At 72.2% G+C, this 20,639-nt stretch carries 22 protein-coding genes and 1 pseudogene; 14 read left to right on the top strand and 9 right to left on the bottom strand.

Features of this window, described 5'->3' with window-relative positions; genetic code table 11:
• Window positions 1–7 precede the first annotated feature (7 nt).
• The gene (locus EXE48_RS09555; RefSeq protein WP_053771069.1) at window positions 8–1,141 is read left to right on the top strand and encodes a Gfo/Idh/MocA family protein; all 1,134 of its coding nucleotides are present in this window, start codon (window positions 8–10) and stop codon (window positions 1,139–1,141) included.
• Window positions 1,142–1,186: 45 nt separating this feature from the next.
• On the opposite strand, the gene EXE48_RS09560 is transcribed toward EXE48_RS09555, so the two are convergent.
• The gene (locus tag EXE48_RS09560; protein ID WP_053771068.1) at window positions 1,187–1,654 is read right to left on the bottom strand and encodes a type IV pilin domain-containing protein; all 468 of its coding nucleotides are present in this window, start codon (window positions 1,652–1,654) and stop codon (window positions 1,187–1,189) included.
• 163 nt (window positions 1,655–1,817) lie between these two features.
• On the opposite strand from EXE48_RS09560, the gene EXE48_RS09565 reads away from it, so the two are divergent.
• From EXE48_RS09565 to EXE48_RS09575, 3 genes are all read left to right on the top strand, one after another.
• On the top strand, window positions 1,818–2,429 hold the full coding sequence (locus EXE48_RS09565) for a YIP1 family protein (RefSeq protein WP_077152253.1): 612 nt from the start codon (window positions 1,818–1,820) through the stop codon (window positions 2,427–2,429).
• A gap of 74 nt (window positions 2,430–2,503) precedes the next feature.
• On the top strand, window positions 2,504–4,696 hold the full coding sequence (locus tag EXE48_RS09570) for an OB-fold nucleic acid binding domain-containing protein (RefSeq protein WP_137711301.1): 2,193 nt from the start codon (window positions 2,504–2,506) through the stop codon (window positions 4,694–4,696).
• A gap of 163 nt (window positions 4,697–4,859) precedes the next feature.
• Window positions 4,860–5,441 (top strand): TQO small subunit DoxD, encoded by a 582-nt coding sequence (locus EXE48_RS09575; protein ID WP_053771065.1) that lies wholly within the window; start codon window positions 4,860–4,862, stop codon window positions 5,439–5,441.
• An 81-nt stretch (window positions 5,442–5,522) separates the two neighbouring features.
• Here EXE48_RS09575 and fer read toward each other — a convergent pair whose 3' ends face one another.
• A complete protein-coding gene (fer, locus tag EXE48_RS09580; RefSeq protein WP_053771064.1) occupies window positions 5,523–6,179 on the bottom strand; it encodes a ferredoxin Fer in 657 nt (218 codons plus the stop codon).
• Between the two features lie 221 nt (window positions 6,180–6,400).
• Between fer and fen the strand changes: the two genes are divergently transcribed.
• The 4 genes from fen to gcvPB all read left to right on the top strand — a co-directional run bounded on the left by fen (window position 6,401) and on the right by gcvPB (window position 10,915).
• Window positions 6,401–7,378 carry a flap endonuclease-1 gene (fen, locus tag EXE48_RS09585; RefSeq protein ID WP_137704487.1) on the top strand — a complete coding sequence of 326 codons (978 nt, stop codon included), beginning with the start codon at window positions 6,401–6,403 and terminating at the stop codon, window positions 7,376–7,378.
• Between the two features lie 223 nt (window positions 7,379–7,601).
• Complete coding sequence (gcvH, locus tag EXE48_RS09590; RefSeq protein ID WP_137704488.1) at window positions 7,602–7,985, top strand: glycine cleavage system protein GcvH; 384 nt, start codon at window positions 7,602–7,604, stop codon at window positions 7,983–7,985.
• A 171-nt stretch (window positions 7,986–8,156) separates the two neighbouring features.
• Window positions 8,157–9,485 carry an aminomethyl-transferring glycine dehydrogenase subunit GcvPA gene (gcvPA, locus tag EXE48_RS09595; protein WP_137704489.1) on the top strand — a complete coding sequence of 443 codons (1,329 nt, stop codon included), beginning with the start codon at window positions 8,157–8,159 and terminating at the stop codon, window positions 9,483–9,485.
• A complete protein-coding gene (gene gcvPB, locus EXE48_RS09600) occupies window positions 9,485–10,915 on the top strand; it encodes an aminomethyl-transferring glycine dehydrogenase subunit GcvPB (RefSeq protein ID WP_053771060.1) in 1,431 nt (476 codons plus the stop codon). Before gcvPA ends, gcvPB begins: the two co-directional genes overlap by 1 nt.
• Before the next feature lie 30 nt (window positions 10,916–10,945).
• Here gcvPB and EXE48_RS09605 read toward each other — a convergent pair whose 3' ends face one another.
• A complete protein-coding gene (locus EXE48_RS09605) occupies window positions 10,946–11,803 on the bottom strand; it encodes a helix-turn-helix domain-containing protein (protein ID WP_137711302.1) in 858 nt (285 codons plus the stop codon).
• A 195-nt stretch (window positions 11,804–11,998) separates the two neighbouring features.
• Between EXE48_RS09605 and EXE48_RS09610 the strand changes: the two genes are divergently transcribed.
• The 5 genes and pseudogenes from EXE48_RS09610 to EXE48_RS09630 all read left to right on the top strand — a co-directional run bounded on the left by EXE48_RS09610 (window position 11,999) and on the right by EXE48_RS09630 (window position 16,863).
• A complete protein-coding gene (locus tag EXE48_RS09610) occupies window positions 11,999–13,225 on the top strand; it encodes a threonine synthase (RefSeq protein WP_137711303.1) in 1,227 nt (408 codons plus the stop codon).
• 43 nt (window positions 13,226–13,268) lie between these two features.
• Window positions 13,269–14,213 (top strand): annotated as a pseudogene (locus EXE48_RS09615) (NADP-dependent phosphogluconate dehydrogenase); the annotation flags it as partial.
• Window positions 14,214–14,317: 104 nt separating this feature from the next.
• On the top strand, window positions 14,318–15,106 hold the full coding sequence (locus tag EXE48_RS09620) for a helix-turn-helix transcriptional regulator (protein ID WP_137704492.1): 789 nt from the start codon (window positions 14,318–14,320) through the stop codon (window positions 15,104–15,106).
• An 82-nt stretch (window positions 15,107–15,188) separates the two neighbouring features.
• A complete protein-coding gene (locus EXE48_RS09625; RefSeq protein ID WP_053771055.1) occupies window positions 15,189–15,533 on the top strand; it encodes a DUF5802 family protein in 345 nt (114 codons plus the stop codon).
• Between the two features lie 421 nt (window positions 15,534–15,954).
• Complete coding sequence (locus EXE48_RS09630; protein WP_137711304.1) at window positions 15,955–16,863, top strand: Vms1/Ankzf1 family peptidyl-tRNA hydrolase; 909 nt, start codon at window positions 15,955–15,957, stop codon at window positions 16,861–16,863.
• Between the two features lie 30 nt (window positions 16,864–16,893).
• Here the strand turns inward: EXE48_RS09630 and EXE48_RS09635 are convergent, their stop codons facing one another.
• From EXE48_RS09635 to EXE48_RS09655, 5 genes are all read right to left on the bottom strand, one after another.
• Window positions 16,894–17,286, bottom strand: coding sequence for a rhodanese-like domain-containing protein (locus tag EXE48_RS09635; RefSeq protein WP_137711305.1), 393 nt, complete (start codon window positions 17,284–17,286; stop codon window positions 16,894–16,896).
• The gene (locus EXE48_RS09640) at window positions 17,286–17,612 is read right to left on the bottom strand and encodes a cupin domain-containing protein (protein ID WP_121599715.1); all 327 of its coding nucleotides are present in this window, start codon (window positions 17,610–17,612) and stop codon (window positions 17,286–17,288) included. The genes EXE48_RS09635 and EXE48_RS09640 overlap by 1 nt, the downstream gene beginning before the upstream one ends.
• Window positions 17,613–17,659: 47 nt before the next feature.
• Window positions 17,660–18,193 (bottom strand): cob(I)yrinic acid a,c-diamide adenosyltransferase, encoded by a 534-nt coding sequence (locus EXE48_RS09645; RefSeq protein ID WP_137711306.1) that lies wholly within the window; start codon window positions 18,191–18,193, stop codon window positions 17,660–17,662.
• Window positions 18,190–18,429 carry a glutaredoxin family protein gene (locus EXE48_RS09650; protein ID WP_137711307.1) on the bottom strand — a complete coding sequence of 80 codons (240 nt, stop codon included), beginning with the start codon at window positions 18,427–18,429 and terminating at the stop codon, window positions 18,190–18,192. Before EXE48_RS09650 ends, EXE48_RS09645 begins: the two co-directional genes overlap by 4 nt.
• 79 nt (window positions 18,430–18,508) lie before the next feature.
• Window positions 18,509–18,907: an acyl-CoA thioesterase gene (locus tag EXE48_RS09655; protein ID WP_121599718.1), complete on the bottom strand. Its 399-nt coding sequence runs from the start codon at window positions 18,905–18,907 to the stop codon at window positions 18,509–18,511.
• Window positions 18,908–19,016: 109 nt separating this feature from the next.
• On the opposite strand from EXE48_RS09655, the gene EXE48_RS09660 reads away from it, so the two are divergent.
• Window positions 19,017–19,496 carry an Lrp/AsnC family transcriptional regulator gene (locus tag EXE48_RS09660; RefSeq protein WP_053771048.1) on the top strand — a complete coding sequence of 160 codons (480 nt, stop codon included), beginning with the start codon at window positions 19,017–19,019 and terminating at the stop codon, window positions 19,494–19,496.
• Between the two features lie 9 nt (window positions 19,497–19,505).
• Here the strand turns inward: EXE48_RS09660 and EXE48_RS09665 are convergent, their stop codons facing one another.
• Window positions 19,506–20,522 (bottom strand): amidohydrolase family protein, encoded by a 1,017-nt coding sequence (locus EXE48_RS09665; protein WP_053771047.1) that lies wholly within the window; start codon window positions 20,520–20,522, stop codon window positions 19,506–19,508.
• Window positions 20,523–20,639: the final 117 nt, after the last annotated feature.

The raw sequence follows: 20,639 nt of genomic DNA on the forward strand, positions 1-20,639 counted from the left end.
CACGACAATGACCGACGAACCACTGCGGATCGGCGTACTGGGGTATCGATTCATGGGCAAGGCGCACGCGAACGCGCTGGCGCGGCTCCCGATGTTCTTCCCGGAGGCGCCCGAAGTCGAGCGGCACGCGCTCGTCGGGCGCGACGAGGAAGCGCTGGCCGAGGCGGCGGGGCGGTTCGGCTTCGCGAACACCGCGACCGACTGGGAGGCGGTGATCGACGAGGTGGACGTCCTCTACAACCTCGGGCCGAACCACGTCCACGCGGAGCCGTCGATCGCGGCCCTCGAAGCCGGGGTCCCGGTCCTCTGCGAGAAGCCGCTCGCGCCGACGGTCGAGGAGGCGGCGGCGATGCGCGACGCCGCCGCGGCGACGGGGGTCACCGCGGGGACCGCATTCAACTACCGGTTCGTCCCCGCGATCCGGCACGCGAAGGGGCTGATCGAGGACGGCGAGCTCGGCGAGATCCGACAGGTCCGCGGGCGGTACCTCCAGGACTGGCTCGTCGACCCCGAGGCGCCGTGGGCGTGGCGGATGGACGCCGAGATGGCGGGGTCGGGCGCGCTCGGCGACCTCGGGGCGCACACCATCGACCTCGCGGACTTCCTCGTCGGCGGCCGCGTCGGCGAGATCGAGCGCGTGTCGGGGCGGCTCACGACGTTCGTCGACGAGCGCCCGGTCTACGACGAGGACGGCGAGGTGACCGAGTACCGCGACGTGACCGTCGACGACGCGTACGGCGCGCAGGTCCGCTACGAGTCGGGCGCGACCGGGACCTTCGAGGCGAGCCGCGTCGCCGCGGGCCACAAGAACGACCACACGGTCGCGGTCCACGGGACGGAGGGGAGTCTGAAGTTCTCCTTGGAGCGACTCAACGAACTTGAGGTCCTCCGCGAGGGGAACCGCGGCTACGAGACGGTGTTGGTCACCGAGGAGTCGGACCCGTACGTCGACCGCTGGTGGCCCCCCGGACACGTGATCGGGTGGGAGCACACGTTCGTCCACGAGAGCTACGAGTTCCTCTCTGCGGTCGCCGAGGGGCGGTCGTTCGAGCCGTCGTTCGAGGACGGCTACGAGGTCCAGAAAGTCCTCGCGGCGATCCAGCGCGCCGACGAGCGCGGCGAGCGGGTCGCGGTCGCGTGAGCGGTCGCGGGCGGGCGTCGCCCGGGGGTCGAACGCCGACCGGCCTCAGACGCCCACGGCGCCGCCCGCGGCGGCGCCCCCGTTCTCCTCGCTCCACTCCTCTATCGCGGAGTCCTCGCCGTTGTAGCTGCCGAGCGTCTCGCGGGTGTCGAACGCCACGGGCTCCCAGACGACCTCGAAGTTCTCGTTGCCGGTCGCGTTGGGCACGACGACCTGATCGCCCGGTCTGACGATCCCGTCGCCGGGCCACGCGCCGAACTGGACGTTGCCGTCCGGGTCCTCGCCGCGGACGTACAGCTCCTCGGCCGGCACCGGCTCGGGGCCGAGCGCGACGACGACGAGGGAGCCGTTCTGCTGTTGCCCCTCGAACTCGGCGTCCGGCGGGGCGACGCCGTCGATGAGCCCGAACACCGCCGCGCCGACGAGAGCGAGCAGCAGCACGACGACCCCGACCAGCAGCCCCGTCCCCGCCAGCGGGGTGAACCCTCGCTCGTCGTTGCTGAACGCGGCCATTCGAGCGACAGTCAGCGGGGGCCGTTATAAGGGTTTGCGCGCCGCGTATCAGCGCTGATAAGTCTGGAGGCGACCTCCCCGAACGCACGGGTCGACTCCGCGGACGGGACCGAACCGGAAACGGGTTATTCCGCGCGGTCGAACTGCCGTCGTGACCTCTCGGATGAGCGGTTCGTCGGGCGGTCGGCCTCGCGGCCCGCGGGGGATAGCGCGCACGTGGGCCGAGGTGCTCGTCCGGCCGCGGCGGGCGTTCGCGAACGGGATCACGCCCGGCGACCAGGCGCCCGCGCTGACGTTCGCGGTGGCGGTCGCCGCGGCGTTCACGCTCGGGTGGATCGCGTCGGACCCCGCCGCGATGCCCGTCGTCGTCCCCTCCTCGCCCCTGCTCTCGCAGGCCGTGGTCTTCCTCGTCGTGGTCGCGCTGGCGGCGCCCGTCGGCCTCCACCTGACCGCGGCGGCGGCGACCGTCGCCGTCGTCGTCGCGAGCGTCGAGATCGCCGACGGACATTTCTCCCTGCGGGACCGCGGGGGCGTGAGCGAGACGGTTCAGGCCGTGGCGTACGCGAGCTCGCCGATGGCGCTGGCCGGTCCGGCGATCCCGGAGCTCAGGGTCGCCTGCGGCGCGTACGCGGCGGTGCTTCTGTTCGTCGGCTTCCGCGAAGTCCACGGGCTGGGACCGCTCCGGACGGCCGTCGCCGCGGTGCCGCCGGCCGCGCTCGGCTACGGGGTCGGCTACCGCGCCGTGGCCGCCGCGCGAACGCTGCTCGGCGCGTGACGCGCCGGGCGCTCGCGCCGCCGCCAGCGGGCTTTCGACAACCGTTTTAGGCCCGAGACTCTCGGTGTACTCAAATGGGATCCTGTATCATCTGTGGCACCGACGTCGGGGGCGGTCGCGTCTGCGACTCGCACCAGGAAGACGTCGTGTTCGATTTCCGCGGCGACTCCCCCGAAGACCTGGTTCCGAGCCGGTTCTACCGGGGGGTCGTCGACGGGTACGCCGAGTTCGGCGTGTTCGTCGACCTCGCGCCGGGCGTCACCGGGCTGCTCCACCGCTCCGAACTCGACCGCCGGCTCGACAGCCTCAGCTGGGAGCCGGGCGACGACGTGTTCGTCCAGGTGAAGGGCGTCCGCGACAACGGCAACGTCGACCTCGCCTGGTCGATCCGGCAGGCCGACCGCGAGTTCCGCGGCGTCCTCGTCCAGGAGTCCTCCGGGGAACACCTCCCCGACGAGGACCCGGACGACGAGCCGACGACCGAGGAGTCCGCCGAGACCGCGGAGCCGACCGACGAGAGCGACGACGAGCCGGTCGAGGAGTCCGCCGAGGCCGACGCAGAGCCCGCCGAGGCCGACACGGGCACCGAGACGGCGGCGCCCGAAGACGAGGCGACGGAGTCGGACGAGGCCGCGGAGTCCGACGACGAGACAGGGGTTGACACGGAACCCGCCGGGGGCGAGACGGAATCCGCAGAGCCCGAGACCGACGACGTCGCGACCACCGGCGACGAGGAGACGCCGGAGGCCGAGGGCGACGGGGAACCGGAGCGCGTGTCGATCGAGACGCTGGGGGACGCCGTCGGCGACGTGGTCCGGATCGAGGGCGAGGTCGTCGGCGTCCGTCAGACCGGCGGCCCGACGGTGTTCGAGGTAAGCGACGAGACCGGCGCCGTCGACGTGGCGGCGTTCGTCGAGCCGGGCGTCCGGGCGCACCCGGACGTCGAGGTCGGCGACGCGGTGCGGGTCGACGGGGAAGTCGAGAGCCACCGCGGCGACATCCAGGTCGAGTCCGAGGCGCTCGTCCTCCTCGACGGCGAGGCGGCCGAGGCGGTCCGCCGCCGCCTGGCCGAGGCGCTCACGGACGAGGCGCGGCCGGAGGGGCTCCAGCCGCTGGCCGGCGACGAGACGGTCGCCGAACTCGCCGACGGCCTCCTCGACGCGGCCGAGGCGGTCCGCCGGGCGGTCCTCGAATCGCGGCCGATCGTCGTCCGCCACCCGGCCACCGCCGACGGCTACGTCGCGGGCGCCGCGGTCGAGCGCGCCGTGCTCCCGCTGATCCGCGACGAGCACGCGAAGAGCGACGCCGAGTACCACTACTTCACCCGTCGCCCGCTCGACGAGCCGGTGTACGGGATGGACGCGGCCACCAACGACGCGACGCGGATGCTCCAGGACCGCGACCGCCACGACGAGAAGCTCCCCCTGTTCCTGCTCGTCGGCGCGGGCTCGACGACCGAGTCCGCCGACGGCATCGACCTGCTGTCGGTGTACGGGGTCGACGCGGTCGTCGTCGACGCCGCGGTCGCGGACCCGGAGACCCGGGACGCGGTCGACACGCTCGTCTCGCCGGAGCTGTCCGACGTGGGCGGCGACGAGACGCTCTCGACGGGCGCGCTCGTCGCGTCGCTGGCGTCGGCGATCAACGGCGAGGTCCGCGAGGACCTGCGGCACCTGCCCGCCGTGAGCTACTGGGCGGACGCCCCCGACCGCTACGTCGACCTCGCCCGCGACGCGGGCTACGACGCCGAGCGCGTCGCGGAGCTCCGCGAGGCCGTCGCGCTGGAGGCGTACTACCAGTCGTACCAGGACAAGCGGGAGCTCATCGCCGACCTCCTGTTCTCGGACGGCGGCGACCTCGCGGCGCACGTCTCCGAGCAGTTCCGCGAGAAGCTTGAGACCGAGATCCAGACCGCGGACGCGAACGTCGTGACCGAGGCGGTCGACGGCGTCGAGTTCGCGCTGCTCGACACCGACGGCTACACCCACCGCTACGACTTCCCGCCGACGCCGCTCCTGCTCGACGACCTCCACCGGCGGCGCGCAGACGGCGAACCGTTCGCGACGGTCGGCGTCGGCACCGACGAGCTGTACGTGCGCACGACCGCGGACGTCTCCGTCCGCGACGTGGCCGAGCGCGCGGCCGAGCTCGCGCCGAACGCCGACATCGCGACTGCCGGCGTCCGCGAGGGCAAAATCGAGTTCCTCTCCGGCGAGCGCGACGCGGTCGAGGACGCCGTCGTCGCCGCCGTCGCCGAGTCGTTCTGAGCCGCCGGGCCGGTTCGGTCCGGGCGTCCCCGCTCTCGGCCGTCAGCCCGAGGCAAATATGTTCGGCGGTTTTGAATTACGCTTCGCGTAGAACCGACGAGCATCGGCTCCGCCGGTAGATTATTGCTGGTGTATGAAACTTCCTCACGTGAGGTGTTACACAATGGCAACACAACCGTCGGAACGGACGCTTCGCGCGGACCTGCTCGGCCGCAACGTGGACTTCAACTACTCGGAGACCTGGCTGGCGTACTCGATGCTCGGACTCCGGGTCGTGATGGCGTGGGTGTTCCTCCAGGCGGGGCTGTCGAAGCTGTTCGAGGGCGGCCTCGCCGACCCGCTCGCGTGGAGCTCGGTCGGGTTCCTCCAGAACGCCGTCGCCGACGCCAACCCGCTCCAGGGGCTGTTCCTCTTCTTCGCGGACTACGCGGCTATCGTCGACCCGATGGTCGTGTTCGGACAGATCCTGATCGGGCTGGCGCTGCTGTTCGGCGTCTTCTTCCGGTTCGCCGCGCTGATGGGCGCGATCCAGATGTCGATGTTCTGGACCGCCGCGTGGCAGGGCGGACTCGTGGACGGGTTCCCGGTCGCGCACGGCTACTTCGTCGACAGTTCGCTCGTGTACCTGCTGCTCCTGTTCGGCCTCGGCGCGTGGGGCGCGGGCCGGATCGTCGGGATCGACCGGGCGTTAGAGGAGACGGAGCTGGTTCGAAACACGCCGGCGCTCCGGTACCTGCTGGGGTGAGGGAGAGGGCGTCGCCCGCGGTCGCCGGCGTTCGGCGATCCGGGGGCAACCACGGAGATTTTTGCGGCGCGCCGCAGGCGCTCAGCGGCGCGTGAACGGACCGGGCGGGAGGATGAGGTCGTCGAGCTCCGGCCGCTGCTTCACGTTGAACACGACCGACAGCTCGTCGGTCAGCGGGTAGCCGTTACAGGAGAGCCGGAAGCCGCGCTCGGCGAGGTCGTCGGGCATGATGTGGTCGGTCGGCTGCGAGAGCTCGCCCTCCGCGAGGTACACCGCGCAGTTCGCGCAGGCGCCGCCGCGACAGGAGAAGGGCCACGCGAAGCCGCTCCGCTCGGCCGCCTCCAGCAGGCTCTCGTCGGGGTGGACCAGCAACCGACCGTGGGCGTCGGGGGCGAGGTCGGCGTGGCCGGCCTTCCGGAACAGCTCGTCGTCGTCGAGCGACCAGCCGTAGTCGACGACGGCCTCGTAGTCGAGGAACTCGACGCGGGTCGAGGCGGGCTCGCGCGCGTCGGCTCCCTTCGTGAGGTCCACGTCCGCCGGGTCGGCCCGGTCGTCGCCCTCGTCGCCGTCCCCGTCGCGCTCGGACAGCTCTCGGTAGGCGCGACGCACGAGCTGGAACTCGTCGAGCGACCCGCCCTGGTCCGGGTGCGCCCGCTTGACGCGCTCGCGGTAGGCCCGTTCGATCGCGTCGTCGTCGGCGTCCTCGTCGACCTCCAACACCTCGAACGGGGAGACCATTCAGTCAGGGGCTCGTACGCGCGTGACGCACATAAACTGCCCAGAAGTCGGCAGGCGAGTTCCGGTGGAAGGCGGACCGGACGGCAGCGGAGGCGGACCGGGCGGCAGCGGAGGCGGACCGGGCGGCAGCGGAGGCGGACCGGACGGCAGCGGAGACGGACCGGGCGGCGCGGGACCGGGACCGGAGGGCGTTTAATAGCGGCGCGCCCCACTGACCGACGATGGGAAACGCCGACCTGCGCGACCTCGCGTCGATCCGCGACGTCCCCTTCGCGGACATCGAGGGGAGCGTCGTCGCCGTCGACGCGCACAACTGGCTGTACCGCTACCTCACGACCACGGTCAAGTGGACGAGCGACGAGAAGTACACGACGGCCGACGGCGTCGAGGTCGCGAACCTCATCGGGGTCGTCCAGGGGCTCCCGAAGTTCTTCGAGCACGACCTGATCCCGGTGATGGTGTTCGACGGCGCCGTCACGGACCTGAAGGCGGACGAGGTTGCCGAGCGGCGCGAGAAGCGCGAGGCGGCCGAGGAGCGCAGGGCAGCCGCCGCGGAGCGCGGCGACGCCGTGGAGGCGGCGCGCCTGGAGGCCCGCACCCAGCGGCTCACCGACGCGATCCAGGAGACGACCCGCGAGCTGCTCGAACTGCTCGACGTGCCGGTCGTCGAGGCGCCCGCGGAGGGGGAAGCGCAGTGCGCGCACATGGCCGCGACCGGGACCGTCGACCACGCCGGCAGCGAGGACTACGACACCCTCCTGTTCGGCGCGCCGACGACGCTCCGCCAGCTGACGAGCAAGGGCGACCCGGAGCTGATGGACCTGGCGGCGACGCTCGACGACCTCGGACTGGACCGCCAAGAGCTCGTCGACGCCGCGATGCTCTGCGGCACCGATTTCAACGAGGGGGTCCGCGGGATCGGACCGAAGACGGCGGTGGAGTCGATCCGCGAACACGGCGACCTGTGGGACGTCCTGGAGGCGCGCGGCGCCGAGATCCAGAACGCCGAGGCGGTCCGAGAGCTGTTCATGGACCCCCCGGCCGAGGACGTCGCGGTCGACGCCGACGTGAACCCGGACGTCGAGGCCGCCCGCGAGTACGTCGTCGACGAGTGGGGCGTCGCCGCGGACGAGGTCGAGCGGGGGTTCGAGCGCATCGCGGAGTCGCAGGTCCAGACCGGGCTCGACCGCTGGACCTGACGGGGCGGCGCGACGCGGGCTCGGGCCGGCGATCCCCGGCTCGACCGCCGCGAACACACCTTTTATTTCCTCGTCGCCGGAAGGGTGATCCACACGTGTCGCGGACCGCCATCCGATCGCGGACGCCGCCCGCAGCCGACCGACGGGTCGCCCCCGGCGACGGCGCCGACGGCCCGGCGCCCGTGCGGCCAGGCCTCCGAGCGGACCGCGGCGACCCTGACCAATGAGCTTCGACGTTCCCGACGACAGACGGTACCTGGAATCGCACGAGTGGGCGACGACCGGCGGCGACGCGGTCCGTATCGGCGTCTCCGACTTCGCGCAAGACGAGCTGGGCGACGTGGTGTTCGTCGAACTCCCCGACGTCGGCGACGAGGTCGCCGCCGGCGAGTCGTTCGGCGTCGTCGAGTCTATCAAGGCCGTCTCCGACCTGTACGCGCCCGTCTCGGGCGAGGTCGTCGCGGTCAACGAGTCCCTGTTCGACCGCCCGGAACTCGTCAACGAGGACCCGTACGGCGAGGGGTGGATGCTGGAGGTCGCCCCCGCCGCGGACGGCGAGGCCGACGGCCTGCTCGACGCCGACGAGTACGACGACCAGATCGCGTGACGCCGGGGACACCCCGGAGCGCGGACCGCGGACACCGGACGACACACCCATCCGACACACGAATATGACCACGCCACCTTCCGACCTCACTTCACCCCCGAACCGACGAGTCGAACCCGGACGGGCCGCCTATGGACGACCGAACCGCCGCGGACGAGGCGAGACGCACCGATGAGCCGGGCGAACGGCACGCCGTACGCGCCCCACACCGACGAAGAGACCGCGGCGATGCTGGCCGAGATCGGCGTCGACGACGAGGAGGCCCTGTTCGACATTCCCGACGCCGTCGGCTTCGACGGCGAGTTCGGCATCGAACCCCGGACGGAACGCGAGATCCGCGACGAGTGCGCGCGGATGTTCGCTCGGAACGACGACCTGACCGAGTTCCTCGGCCGGGGACACTACGGCCACTACGTCCCGAGCGTCGTCGACCACCTCGCGGACCGCGCCGAGTTCCTCACGAGCTACACCCAGTACCAGCCGGAGGTGTCCCAGGGGTTCCTCCAGGCGCTCTTCGAGTACCAGTCGATGCTGGTCGAGCTGACCGGCCTCGACGTCGCGAACTGCTCGATGTACGACGCCGCGACCGCGCTCGGCGAGGCCGCGACGCTCGCGGACCGCGTCCGGTCGACCTCCGGCGACACCGTCCTCGTCCCCGAACAGCTCCGCGACGGGAAGCGGGCGGTGCTGGAGAACTACTGCGACGGCGCCGACCTGACCGTCGAGACGTACCCGATGGCCGACGGGACCGCCGACGTCGACGCCCTCGCGGACCGCGCGGGCGACGACGTGGCGATGCTGTACGCCGAGAGCCCGACCGTCCGTGGCTGTATCGAGGAGCGGCTCGCGGCGATCGGCGATCTCGCCGACGAGACGGACGCGCTGTTCGTCCTCGGCTCGGACGTGGTCGCGCTGTCGGTCCTCAAGTCGCCGGCCGCGGTCGGCGCCGACGTCGTCGTCGGCGAGGCGGGGTCGCTCGGGCTGCCGACCGCCTACGGCATGGGGCTGGGGATCTTCGCGTGTAGCGACGACTTCCTGCGGCAGGTCCCCGGCCGGCTCGTCGGCGCGAGCGAGGACGCCGACGGCGACCGCGCGTACACCCTGACGCTCCAGACCCGCGAACAGCACATCCGCAAGGAGCGGGCCACCTCGAACATCTGTACGAACCAGGCGTGGGTCGCGCTCCGCGCGGCGATCCACGCGGCGACGCTCGGGCCCGACGGGCTCGTCGACCTCGCGAACGACTGCGTGCGCGAGGCCGCCGACCTCGCGGACCGGATCGACGGCCTCTCCGGGGCCGCGGCGCCGGTCCACGACCGCCACCACTTCCGGGAGTTCGCGGTGCGCGTCGACCAGCCGGCGCCGGCCGTGGCCGAGGACTTAGAGACCGAGGGGTTCGCGGTCCACGCGATCGGCGACCACCTGCTTCAGGTGTGCGTCACCGACCTGAACGCCGGGCGGACGGACGGGCTCGTCGCGGCCTTCGAGGAGGTGCTCTGATGATCCACGACCAGGCGAACTACGAGCGAGAGGGGGAGGGCGTCCGCGAGCCGCTGCTCTCGGAGAAGGGCCAGGAGACGGTCGACGTGCGCGAGGACTCCCCGCTCCCCGACGACCTCACCCGCGAGGAGCTGACGCTGCCGAACCCCTCGGAGCCGGAGACGGCGCGCCACTACACCCGGCTCTCGCAGATGAACTGGGCGATCGACGCGGGGCCGTACCCGCTCGGGAGCTGTACGATGAAGTACAACCCCAAGTTCACGGAGGACGTGGCGGCCGACCCGAACGCGGCGATCCACCCCGACCGCTCCGCGCGCTCCGCGCAGGGGAACTTGGAGCTCCAGTACCGGCTTCAGGAGGCCCTCGCCGAGATCGGCGGAATGGACGCCGTGACGCTCCAGCCCCCTGCGGGCGCCGCGGGCGAGCTCACGGGCATCCTCGTCGCGAAGGCGTACCACGAGCACCACGGCAACGACCGCTCCGAGGTCGTGATCCCGGCGTCAGCCCACGGGACGAACTTCGCGACGGCCGCGACCGCGGGCTACGACGTGGTCGAGCTGCCCTCCGGCGACGACGGCCGCGTCGACCTGGAGGCGCTGGAGGCGGCGGTCGGCGAGGACACCGCCGCGCTCATGCTGACGAACCCGAACACCGTCGGGCTCTTCGAGCGCGACATCGCGGAGATAGCCGACATCGTCCACGACGCCGGCGGGCTGCTCTACTACGACGGCGCGAACCTCAACGCGCTGCTCGGGCGGGGCCGCCCCGGCGACATGGGGTTCGACGTGATGCACTACAACGTCCACAAGACGTTCGCGACCCCCCACGGCGGCGGCGGTCCGGGCGCCGGGCCGGTCGGCGTCGTCGACGAGCTGGCGCCGTTCCTCCCGGCCCCGCGGGTGCGCGAGACGAACGGCGGGAAGGGGTACGAGCGGTTCCAGCCCGAGCACACGATCGGGAAGGTCCACGGCTTCGCCGGGAACTGGCTCGTGGCGATCAAGGCGTACGCGTACATCGCGCGCCTCGGCGACGAGGGGCTGGCGGACGCGGCCGCGAAGGCCGTCCTCAACGCCAACTACCTCGCCGAGCGGATCGACCTCGACGTGCCCTTCGGCCCGTTCCACCACGAGTTCGCGGCGACGGCGGGAGACCGCGACGCCGCCGACGTGGCCAAGCGCATGCTCGACTTCGGCGTCCACCCGCCGACGACGAAGTGGCCGGAGATGGTGCCGGAGGCGATGCTGACCGAGCCGACCGAGATAGAGGGGGAGTCCTCCCTCGACGACCTCGCGGAGGCGTTCAACCTCGCGTACGCCGACACCGACGAGGCGCTCGACGCGGCGCCGAGCCGGACCGCCGCGAGCCGGATCGACCAGGTCGGCGCCGCGCGGAACCCGCGGCTGTCGTGGCAGGCGCTCGACGGGGAGTAGTCGCCGCGACCGACGCGGCGACCGCGGGGCTCACGGCTCGGTCGCCGCGGACCGAACCGGCTCCTCGCGCTCGGCCGCGTCGAACTCCTCGCCGTCGAGTTCGTCGCCGGCGCGCTCGGCCGCGTCGGACTCCTCGCCGTCGAGCGCGGCCGTCTCGGTGGGAACGTTCTCGCCGCCCCCGTCGTCGACGTCTCCGGCCTCCGACGCCGAGAACGGCCCTCCGCCGTCGACGAACCGACGCATCACCCGCCCCTCCGCGCGGTGGAGCGTCTCGCTACAGGTCGACTTCGCGATGTCGTTCGCCGCCGCCAGCTCGGTGAGGGTACACCGCCGGGGAGTGTCGTAGTAGCCGCTCTTGACCGCCTCGAAGACCAACTCGCGCTGCGCCTCCGTGAGCGTGCGCTCCGGCTCGTCGCTCCCGGTGGCGGCGACGCCGACCGTCACGCCGTCGGCCGCGAGCCGTCGACCGAACGCCTCGACCCGGTCGCGGTCGCCGACGACGCTCACCGCCGCGCGGCCGTCGACGACCTCGACCGCCGCCGCTATCGGGAGGCCGACCGCCCGCGCCGCGGGGAGGTACGCGGGCGCGCGGCCGACGACCCGGAGCGTGCGAACGTCCCCTCGGCGCTCGACCGCCGTCGCGCGGTCGACCCGGTCGTGCTCGCGGAGCGCGGCCTCGACGCGGTCCCTGTCGGTGCCGCCGACGCGGACGGTCGCGGCCGCCGTCAGGTCCTCCTCGGTCGCCGTCAGGCCGTCGTCGTCGGTCGCCGCCGAGCCGTCGACCGCGATCGTCTCCGCGACCCGGAGCGTCGCCGCGGGGACGCGTCGGGACACGTCCCCGAGCCACGATCCGGTCGGGAGGCCCAACCGCAGTTCCGTTCGGCTCATCGGTTCCACCTCGCTTCCCGCGGCGGATCGAACGCGGTCGCTGGAGCGAGCATCTCCCGTGGAGGTACGGCTACGGTCCCCCTCGGCGTACCCCTTCATTCGTTTCGAGCATAAGTACCCGCGACTGCGACGCCGAATGCCTCGGATCGCGCCGCGACCACAGCACCGAAGTCCCCGGCACGCGAGCCGCAGCGCATGAAGACGACAGACGCGTTCATCGGCCTGACCTGCGTCGACTGCGGCGAGACGTTCGACGCGGAGACGGCGACGCACCGCTGTCCCGACTGCGACGGTATCCTCGACCCCGAGTACGACTACGACCGGATCGACCTGACGCCGGAGGCGCTCGACGCCCGACCGGACGGGTCGATGTGGCGCTACGACGAACTGCTCCCGTTCCCGGCCGAGGCGGCGGTGTCGCTCGGCGAGGGCGCCACGCCGCTCGTCGAGTGCCCGGCGCTGGCGGACGCGATGGGGGTCGGCCGCGTCCTCCTGAAAGACGAGGGCGCGAACCCCACGGGGACGTTCAAGGACCGCGGGCAGGCGGCCGCGATGACGGCGGCCCGCGAGCACGGCGCGGCGGAGGTCGCGCTGAACAGCGCCGGCAACGCGGGGCAGGCGGCCGCCGCGTACGCGGCCCGCGCGGACCTCGACGCGCACGTGTTCCTCCCCTCCCGGGCGGGGTTCACCCAGAAGGCGATGACGGAGGTCCACGGCGCGGACCTCACCGTCACCGACCCCGTCGACGGCAACTCGCAGATCGGCGACGCGGGGCGGGCGTACGCCGAGGCGATGGACGAGCACCCCGAGTGGTACTCGACGAAGACGTTCGTCACGCCGTACCGCCACGAGGGGAAGAAGACAATGGCGCTGGAGCTGTTGGCCCAGCTCGACTGGGAGGCGCCCGACGCAGTCGTCTACCCGACCGGCGGCGGCGTCGGGCTGGTGGGGATGCACAAGGCGGCCCGCGAGGCGCGCGACCTCGGCTGGACCGACGGGCTGGTCCCGATGTACGCCGCGCAGGCCGCGGGCTGTGCCCCGATCGTCCGCGCCTACGAGTCGGGGGCGGACCGCCACGAGCCGCTCGCGGACGACGAGGTCGACACGGTCTGTAACGGGATCGCGATCCCCGACCCGGGCGCGAGCCACCTGATCCTCGACGCGGTCCGCGAGTCCGACGGCGGGGCGGTGGCGACGACCGACCGCGAGATCCTCGACGCCGCGATCGAGGTCGCGCGGAGCGAGGGGCTGGAGGTCGGCGCCACCTGCGCGGCCGCGGTCTCCGGGGCGTTCGCGCTCGCCGAGTCCGGCGAGTTCGGCCCCGACGACACCGTCGTCCTGCTGAACACCGGCGCGGGCAACAAGGACGTGGACGCGCTCCGCGCGCACCTCGGGGAGCGCGAGGCCGAGGCGGGCGAATAGCGCCGCGGCGGGCAGGCGGGCGAGGAGCCGAACCGGAACCACTACGGCGGGCGGTCGCCACCCCTCGCGCATGGAACTCGGGGTCATCGGACTCGGTCGGATGGGGCAGATCGTCGCGAACCGGTCGCTGGAGGCGGGCCACGACGTGGTCGCGTTCGACCTCTCGGCGGAGGCGACCGCCGAGGCGGCGGCGAACGGCGCGGAGCCGGCCGACTCGGTCGCGGACCTCTGCGAGCGGCTGGACGGGTCGGGCGAGGCCGACGGCAAGCGGATCTGGCTGATGGTGCCCGCGGGCGACGCCGTCGACGCCACCCTGGCGGACGTAGAGCCCCACCTCGACGGCGACGACGTCGTCGTCGACGGCGGGAACTCCCACTTCGAGGCGTCGGTCCGCCGCGCCGAGGCGACGGACGCCGCATACCTCGACTGCGGGACCTCCGGCGGTCCCGCGAGCGCGGAAGCCGGGTTCTCCCTGATGGTCGGCGGCCCGGAGTGGGCCTACGAGGCGATGGTCCCGGTCTTCGACGCGGTGGCCACCGGCCCGGGCGGCCACGACCGCATGGGCGAGTCCGGCTCGGGCCACTACGTGAAGATGGTCCACAACGGCGTCGAGTACGCGCTGATGCAGGCGTACGGCGAGGGGTTCGAACTGCTCACCGACGGGCGCTACGACCTCGACATGGAGTCGGTGGCCCGCACCTGGAACAACGGCGCCGTGATCCGCTCGTGGCTGCTGGAGCTCTGCGAGGAGGCGTTCCGCGAGGAGGGCTCCGACCTCGGCGACGTGGCGGACCACGTGGCCGGCGGCTCGACGGGGACGTGGACGGTCGAGGAGGCGCTCGAACAGGAGGTGCCCGTCCCGATCATCTACCAGGCGCTCGCGGAGCGGTTCGACTCGCGGAACGAGGGGCGGTTCTCCCGGCGGCTCGCGAACCGCCTCCGGTACGGGTTCGGCCGCCACGAGGTCGCGCGGCGCGACGACTCGTAGCCGTCCCGGCGCGCGCGGCGCCGCGCCGCGCGCCGGTGCCCGCACGCGGCGAGACCTCTTCCTCGAACGACACGTATTACTGATGGCTGTCCGACAATTCACTCGTGCTCGACCTCGCCTTCAGTCGTCGGCAGTACCTCGTCCGCCTCGCAGACGGCCCCGCGCGGATCCGGGACCTCGTCGACGCGTTCGAGCACTCCAGGTCGACGGTCAACCGCGCGGTCCGGGCCCTCGAAGCGGACGGGCTCGTCGAGCGCGGCGCGGACGGCTACGAGGCGACGTACGCCGGCCGGATCCTCCTGGACACCGTCGACGAGGCGGTCGCGGTCGCGGAGGCCGTCGAGACCGCGAACGGCGTCCTCAACGAGCTCCCGTCGTCGCCGCGGAACCACCGGTTCTTCGCGGACGCCGAGGTGGTGACGATAGCCGGGACGCCGCCGGCGACGGTGCTGTCCCGGCTTCAGCGCGTCGTCGAGGCGGCCGACCGGCTCCGGGGGGCATCGATCGCCGCCAACGACGAGCGGTTCGTTTCGACGCTGTACCGCCGCACCGTCGTCGAGGGGTCGCTGGAGCTGTCGTACGTCCTGACGGAGTCGGTCGCGGAGTACCTGGCCGCGGAGAGCCCGGAGCGGGCGCGCTCCATCGTCGAGGCCGGGGTGGAGGTGAGCGTCGCCACCGACCTCCCGTTCGCGTGGTACCTGAGCACCGTCGAGGGGCGGACGACGGCGTACCTCGCGATCCACGGCGATAGGGGCAACTTCCTCGGGTACGCCGCGAACGACGACCCGGACGCCGTGGCGTGGCTCGCCGACCTGTTCGAGGCCGAGCGCGGGCGCGGCACGCCGTTGGCCGCGTACTACCGAGCGAACGACGGCGACGTGCTCGCTCCGTAGCGGACGCCACCGCCGAATCTCAGCGCGCGCGAGTCGCGGGAAACGCTTATATCCCGTCATGGCAGAGAGTAGCACGCATAGTATGTTCGAGCGATTCTCGAGCGGCTACTACCTGGGGGAACTGTACGTGGAACCCCACGGCGGCGAGCGCGCCGTCATCCAGCGGGCGGACCACGAGCACGTCAACGAGCAGCTGTACGCGGACGGCGAGGGGGTCGAGCGACTCGACGCCCCGCTCGTCATGAAGGTCGGCGGCGGCCACATTCCGGTCGCCGGCGACGACGACGTGCCGAGCGGGACGCTCGCGATTCCCCGGGAGCTCGCCGACGAGACGCTCCCGGACCGCCGGAACGTGCTGTTGGCGGACGCGGACCGCGCCGAGAAGCTGCTGCGCTGGGAGGGCTGGGAGCCGTTCGTGAACGCGTGATACGCGAGAAGTGACTCCGGATTTCCCGTCGATCGTAGCTGCTGTTCATAACTAGCCGGTCAGAGAGGGGTGGAGAACGTTCTCGAGTCCTCGGCCGCTCAGCTATGAGTGACTGCTGACGGTAGAGCGGCGAACACCGCCAAATTTCCAACCGCTCGCTTATAAATAAGCGTCAGCAGCTCGGCCGTGAACACCGCCTCCCGGCTGCCCCTTTGAGTCCCGCCCCGCACGGCACCGCAACCGCGCCTCACACCTCCCCAGCCTCGTCGCTGGCGGCTGGCGCCGCCAGCGACTCCCTCGCGCGTGCGACTCGCGGCCGCCGAGGGCGGCCGCTCGCAGGCACGCGCCACAGCGTCGTTCGGTTACGAATAGGTGCCGCCGCAGACACACCTTTTAGGTCGCAGGGGGTCGCCGATTCGGTATGATCGACAGGCTGCTCGGGCGCGCCGAGCTGAAGGAGCGCATCGAGGAGTTAGAGGAGGAGAAGCGACACCTCGAACGGCGCGCGGAGGCCGAAGAGGAGCGCCGGTCCGACGCCGTCGCCGACCGCCAGCGCGCCGAGGAGCGCGTCAACGAGCTCGAACACCGGATCGAGTCGCTAGAGGAGCGGCTGGAGCGCGCGGAGGGGACCGAGGCGTCCGTCGAGTTCCGGCGCGTGAGCGACCTGCGCGGACCGAAGCTGACCGACGCGCTCGACCGCTTCCGCGCCGTCGAGAGCGACGACCCCGAGGGGCTGTTGACCGCGTTCGTCCCCGACGCCGACTCCGTCCCGGCGACCGTCGCGGACTGGTTCGGCGAGCGCGCGGCGCTCGTCCGGCGCGCGGCTCCGGCCGTGGTCCTCGCCGACGACACCGGCGCGGTGAGCGTCGCCCTGACCCCGCCGATAGCGCCCGACCCGTTCGACCGGTGGAGCGACCGCTTCCGGCTCAACGAGTCGTGGTTCCGCCCGACCGGCCGGTTCGCGTTCGCGCTGGTCCGCTCGGACACCTTCGCCGTGGGCACCTACGAGGGCGCCGATCGGGTCGCCTTCGAGGGGTTCGCCAGCGACGTGAAGGAGGCCCACTCGAAGGGTGGGTTCTCGCAGGGGCGCTTCGAGCGCCGCCGCGAGGGACAGATAGACGACCACCTCGACCGGGCGACCGAGGCGCTCTCCGAGGTCGCCGACGCGAACGACCTCGACCGCGTGATCGCCGTCGGCGAGCGCAGCGTCCTCGGGCGGGTGCGCGACCGCGCCGACGTCACCGACGTCTCCGACGCCACCGGGAAGCCGGAGGCGGCGCTCGACGACGCGTTCCGCGACTTCTGGCGGGTTCGGGTTCGCGCGGTCTGAGAAGCCCGGTCCCGGGGCGGTCGGGCCGCGTCAGAAGGGCGACGCTGGGCCTTCGTCGGCGCCGTCGTCCCCCTCGGGCGCCGGCGACTCGGTCAGCTCGCCGACCGCTTCCTGCCACCCCTCGATGCCGCCGCGGAGGCTCTCGACGCGCGCGTCCTGCGTGCCCTCGTAGCTCCCGATGAGCCGGGCCGCCTGCTGGCTGGCGACGCCGTGGGGACAGACGGTGACGATCCGGTCCGCCCCCTCCAGCTCCGCGACCCGGCTCGTCAGCTCCGGGAAGGGGATACACTCGCTGTCGGGGAGGTGGCCGCGGTCGAACGCGCGCCGATCGCGGATGTCGACGATACGCAGCGACTCGTCGGGGGAGCCGTCGCCCTCGGCCAGCAGCGCCGACAGCGCCTCGGGATCGATTTCGCCGTCCATCAGGGGAGGGGTGCGATGCTGGCCGTGAGCACGACTCGCTCGTCGGTGTCGTTGCGGGCGCCGTGGACCGCGCCCCGCTCGTTCGGCACCACCGCGGGCGCCGCGAGCGCAGCCTCCTCGCCGTCGCGGACAACGGTCGGCTCCCCCTCCAGCACGTGGAACACGTTCGTGGCGTCGGCGTGTTCGTGCGGGTCGACCGCCGCGTCGGGGCCGAGGACGAACGCCTTCACGAGCACGTCGTCGGTCACCAGTAGCTCCGCCGTCTCGACCTCGCCGGGGCCCGGGTCGAGCCCGTCGACCGCCGCCGCGTAGCTGTCGAGCGTCATACCACCACCTCGCGGGGAACGGGGAAAAATCGCGCGCTCGGGACGACTCAGTACGTGGGCGACTCCTCGGGCTCGCCGTCGCGCGCGTTGACCGCCCGCCCGAGGGTGAAGAGGAGGTCGGAGAGCCGGTTGAGGTAGGTGACGACGGCCTCGTTTATCGGCTCCGAGCGCGCGAGGTCGACGACGCGGCGCTCGGCCCGTCGCACGACGGCGCGCGCGTGGTGAAGCGCCGCCCCGGCCTCGCCGCCGCCCGGGAGGATGAACGACTGGAGCGGCTCCAGCTCCTCGTCGAACGCGTCGATGCGGTCCTCGAGCTCCGCGGTGTGATCGATTTCCACCTGCGGGTCGTCCGGGTCGGGGTCGGGGTTCGCGAGGTCCGCCTGGACGATGTGGAGGTGGTTCTGGACCGTCTCCAGCAGGTCGTCGACGTCGTCGTGGCCCGTCGGCCGGACCGTGCCGAGGAGGGCGTTCGCCTCGTCGACGGAGCCGTACGCCTCGATGCGGTGGCTCGACTTCGACACCCGGCTCATGTCCCGGAGGTCGGTCTCGCCCTCGTCGCCGCGGCCGGTGTAGATGCTCATGCGAGGGTCCTCTCGACGTACTCGACGATGTTCGCGCTCTCGGCCATCGTCACGCCGCGCTCCTCGTCGGCGAGGACCGGGACGCCGCGCTGGCCGCTGATGCGCCTGACCTCGTTCCGCCGCGAGTGGAGCGCCTCCACCCACTCCGTCTCGTAGTCGACGCCAGCCTCCTCCAAGGCGTCGGCCGCCGTCTCGCACCAGGGACACCCGTCGAGGGCGTACAGTCGAACGCTCATACCGATCGATCCGTCCGCGGCGTCAAGAAGGTGTGCGTCCGGCGCGGATCGGCCGGCGGGACCCGGTCCCCCGAGCCCCTCAGAGGTCGTGGTACGACTCCATCTCGGCCCGGTGCTCCTCGGGGATCGGCGCCGGCTCTCCGGTCTCCGGGTCCAGCGCGACGACCGTCGCCTCGGCCTCCGCGGCGACCGCGTCGCCGACGCGGATCTCGTGGGTCATCGTCGCGCTCGACCGCCCCAAGTCGGCCAGTTCGACGGTGACCGTCACGGTTTCGTCCGGTAACTCGATCGGGCGACGGAAGTCGACCGACAGCGACGCCAGCACGGTCGACGACTGCGAGATGTCGATGTCGAGCACGTCGCGGAAGTATCGCGTCCGCGCCTGCTCGACGTACGTCGCGTAGACGGCGTTGTTGACGTGACCCAGCGCGTCGATGTCGCGGAACCGCACGTCGATGTCCACGGTATAGGGCGCCATACCCGACCCACTGGCGGAGTCCGTATGTAGGCGTCGGGATCGGCGCGAGCGAGGCGCCGCCGGACGCCGCGCGCCAACGTATAAAGCGACACGCGCCTATCGACGGGGTATGGACAACGGCGCGATCGACGACGTCGACAGGGCGATCCTCTACGCGCTCCAGGCCGACGCCCGGAACACGTCGTCCGGGGACATCGCGGAGCGGACCGGCACCTCGGACAGCACCGTCCGCAAGCGCATCCAGCGGCTCGAGTCGGAGGGCGTGATCAAGGGGTACAGCGCCAGCGTCGACTACCAGCGGTCGGGGTACCCGCTCCGGATGCTGCTCTACTGCACCGCGTCGATCCCGGAGCGCGGCGAGCTCATCCCCGACATCCTGGAGATCGACGGCGTGGTGTCGGTCCAGGAGCTCGTGACGGGCGAGCAGAACCTGCTCGTGACGGTGGTCGGCGAGTCGGACAGCGACATCACGCCCGTGGCGCAGGCGCTCCTCGACATGGGCGTCACGGTCGCCGACGAGGTGCTCGTGCGGACCCACGAGACGACCCCATTCGGGCGGTTCGACGCGGAGCGGCACGAGGGCGACTGACCGGGGCGGTCAGCCGACGACCCGCTTCACGTCCAGCCCGGTGGCGCGCCGAACGACCGCGCTGACCGGGTCGGCCGTCCCGGACATGTTGTCCGAGTCGCCGTCGAGGACGAGCAGCGCCGCCCGCCGCCCGGGCTCGACGACGCCGCAGTCGAGTCCGGCGATCTCGGCGCCGGCGGCGGTGGCCATCCGCAGCACCTCCCGGTCGGTGACGTCGAACCGCTTCGCGGCGGTCGCCATCTCGCGGAACATCGACGGCTGGTTCAGCATGACGTTGTCCGTGCCGAGCGCGACGGTCGCGTGGTCGACCAGGTCGCGCATCGGCGCCGTCCCGACGCCGAGGACCGCGTTCGCGCGCGGGCAGACCGCGACCGGAACGGACTGGTCCGCGACCCGTTCGAGGTGCTCCTCTTCGGCGTGAACCATGTGGACGAGCAGGTCCGGGTCCAGGTCGAGCGCCGGGTGGATGTCGGTCGCGTCGGGCTCACCGGCGTGGATCGCGAAGGGGACGCCGCGCTCCTCGCAGGCGGCGCGCTCGGCGGCGAAGTCGTCGTCGTTAGCGCCGGAGGCGCCGTAGCCGTCGGCCACGTCGAGCACCGCCGGGTCGCCGCTGCCGAAGACGAACGGGTCGACGCCCGTGTCTTCGGCCGCCTCGCGGAGTGCGCGCGCGCCCGGAAGACCCGACTCGCGGAAGTCCAGCGCGGAGACGGTGCCCGTCCGGCGCATGTATCGGAGAGTGCGGCGCATCGCCGACACCAGTTCGTCGCGGTCGGCGGCCGCCAGCCGGCGGTGTTTCAGGCTGTCCGGCGGCGCCACGGCCTCGTGGAGCGAGAGGCCGACGGCCGCCTCCTTCGCGACGGAGTCCCCGAGGTGGGTGTGCGCGTTGACGAACGCCGGCAGCACGACGTCAGTCGACTCCGTGGCCGTCTCCTCGACCGCCGCAATCCGCCCGTCCTCGACGACGACCCGCCCCCGCACCGGCTCGAACGACTCGCCGGCGAGGACGGTCCCCGAGAGTTCTTCCATACCGCCCCTCCGGACCGGGGGACGTTATGGTTTCCTGAGTGGCGACGCCGGGCGGGCGAAAGTCGAGCGCGGCCGAAGGCCGGGCTCGTCCGTTGTGCGGTCGCGAGTCAATAAACA

Origin of the sequence: Halorubrum sp. ASP1, assembly GCF_005435135.1 — an archaeon.
Lineage (GTDB): Archaea > Halobacteriota > Halobacteria > Halobacteriales > Haloferacaceae > Halorubrum > Halorubrum tropicale.

Excerpts from the sequence above, each read along its gene's own strand:
- EXE48_RS09650 (WP_137711307.1), bottom strand. The coding sequence starts at position 18,429 with ATGAGCGTTCGACTGTACGCCCTCGACGGGTGTCCCTGGTGCGAGACG.
- EXE48_RS09570 (WP_137711301.1), top strand. The coding sequence starts at position 2,504 with ATGGGATCCTGTATCATCTGTGGCACCGACGTCGGGGGCGGTCGCGTC.
- EXE48_RS09560 (WP_053771068.1), bottom strand. The coding sequence starts at position 1,654 with ATGGCCGCGTTCAGCAACGACGAGCGAGGGTTCACCCCGCTGGCGGGG.
- EXE48_RS09640 (WP_121599715.1), bottom strand. The coding sequence starts at position 17,612 with ATGACGCTCGACAGCTACGCGGCGGCGGTCGACGGGCTCGACCCGGGC.
- EXE48_RS09660 (WP_053771048.1), top strand. The coding sequence starts at position 19,017 with ATGGACAACGGCGCGATCGACGACGTCGACAGGGCGATCCTCTACGCG.
- fen (WP_137704487.1), top strand. The coding sequence starts at position 6,401 with ATGGGAAACGCCGACCTGCGCGACCTCGCGTCGATCCGCGACGTCCCC.
- EXE48_RS09665 (WP_053771047.1), bottom strand. The coding sequence starts at position 20,522 with ATGGAAGAACTCTCGGGGACCGTCCTCGCCGGCGAGTCGTTCGAGCCG.
- EXE48_RS09575 (WP_053771065.1), top strand. The coding sequence starts at position 4,860 with ATGGCAACACAACCGTCGGAACGGACGCTTCGCGCGGACCTGCTCGGC.
- EXE48_RS09625 (WP_053771055.1), top strand. The coding sequence starts at position 15,189 with ATGTTCGAGCGATTCTCGAGCGGCTACTACCTGGGGGAACTGTACGTG.
- gcvPA (WP_137704489.1), top strand. The coding sequence starts at position 8,157 with ATGAGCCGGGCGAACGGCACGCCGTACGCGCCCCACACCGACGAAGAG.
- EXE48_RS09645 (WP_137711306.1), bottom strand. The coding sequence starts at position 18,193 with ATGAGCATCTACACCGGCCGCGGCGACGAGGGCGAGACCGACCTCCGG.
- EXE48_RS09655 (WP_121599718.1), bottom strand. The coding sequence starts at position 18,907 with ATGGCGCCCTATACCGTGGACATCGACGTGCGGTTCCGCGACATCGAC.
- fer (WP_053771064.1), bottom strand. The coding sequence starts at position 6,179 with ATGGTCTCCCCGTTCGAGGTGTTGGAGGTCGACGAGGACGCCGACGAC.
- EXE48_RS09635 (WP_137711305.1), bottom strand. The coding sequence starts at position 17,286 with ATGGACGGCGAAATCGATCCCGAGGCGCTGTCGGCGCTGCTGGCCGAG.
- EXE48_RS09565 (WP_077152253.1), top strand. The coding sequence starts at position 1,818 with ATGAGCGGTTCGTCGGGCGGTCGGCCTCGCGGCCCGCGGGGGATAGCG.
- gcvH (WP_137704488.1), top strand. The coding sequence starts at position 7,602 with ATGAGCTTCGACGTTCCCGACGACAGACGGTACCTGGAATCGCACGAG.
- EXE48_RS09630 (WP_137711304.1), top strand. The coding sequence starts at position 15,955 with ATGATCGACAGGCTGCTCGGGCGCGCCGAGCTGAAGGAGCGCATCGAG.
- EXE48_RS09610 (WP_137711303.1), top strand. The coding sequence starts at position 11,999 with ATGAAGACGACAGACGCGTTCATCGGCCTGACCTGCGTCGACTGCGGC.
- gcvPB (WP_053771060.1), top strand. The coding sequence starts at position 9,485 with ATGATCCACGACCAGGCGAACTACGAGCGAGAGGGGGAGGGCGTCCGC.
- EXE48_RS09555 (WP_053771069.1), top strand. The coding sequence starts at position 8 with ATGACCGACGAACCACTGCGGATCGGCGTACTGGGGTATCGATTCATG.
- EXE48_RS09605 (WP_137711302.1), bottom strand. The coding sequence starts at position 11,803 with ATGAGCCGAACGGAACTGCGGTTGGGCCTCCCGACCGGATCGTGGCTC.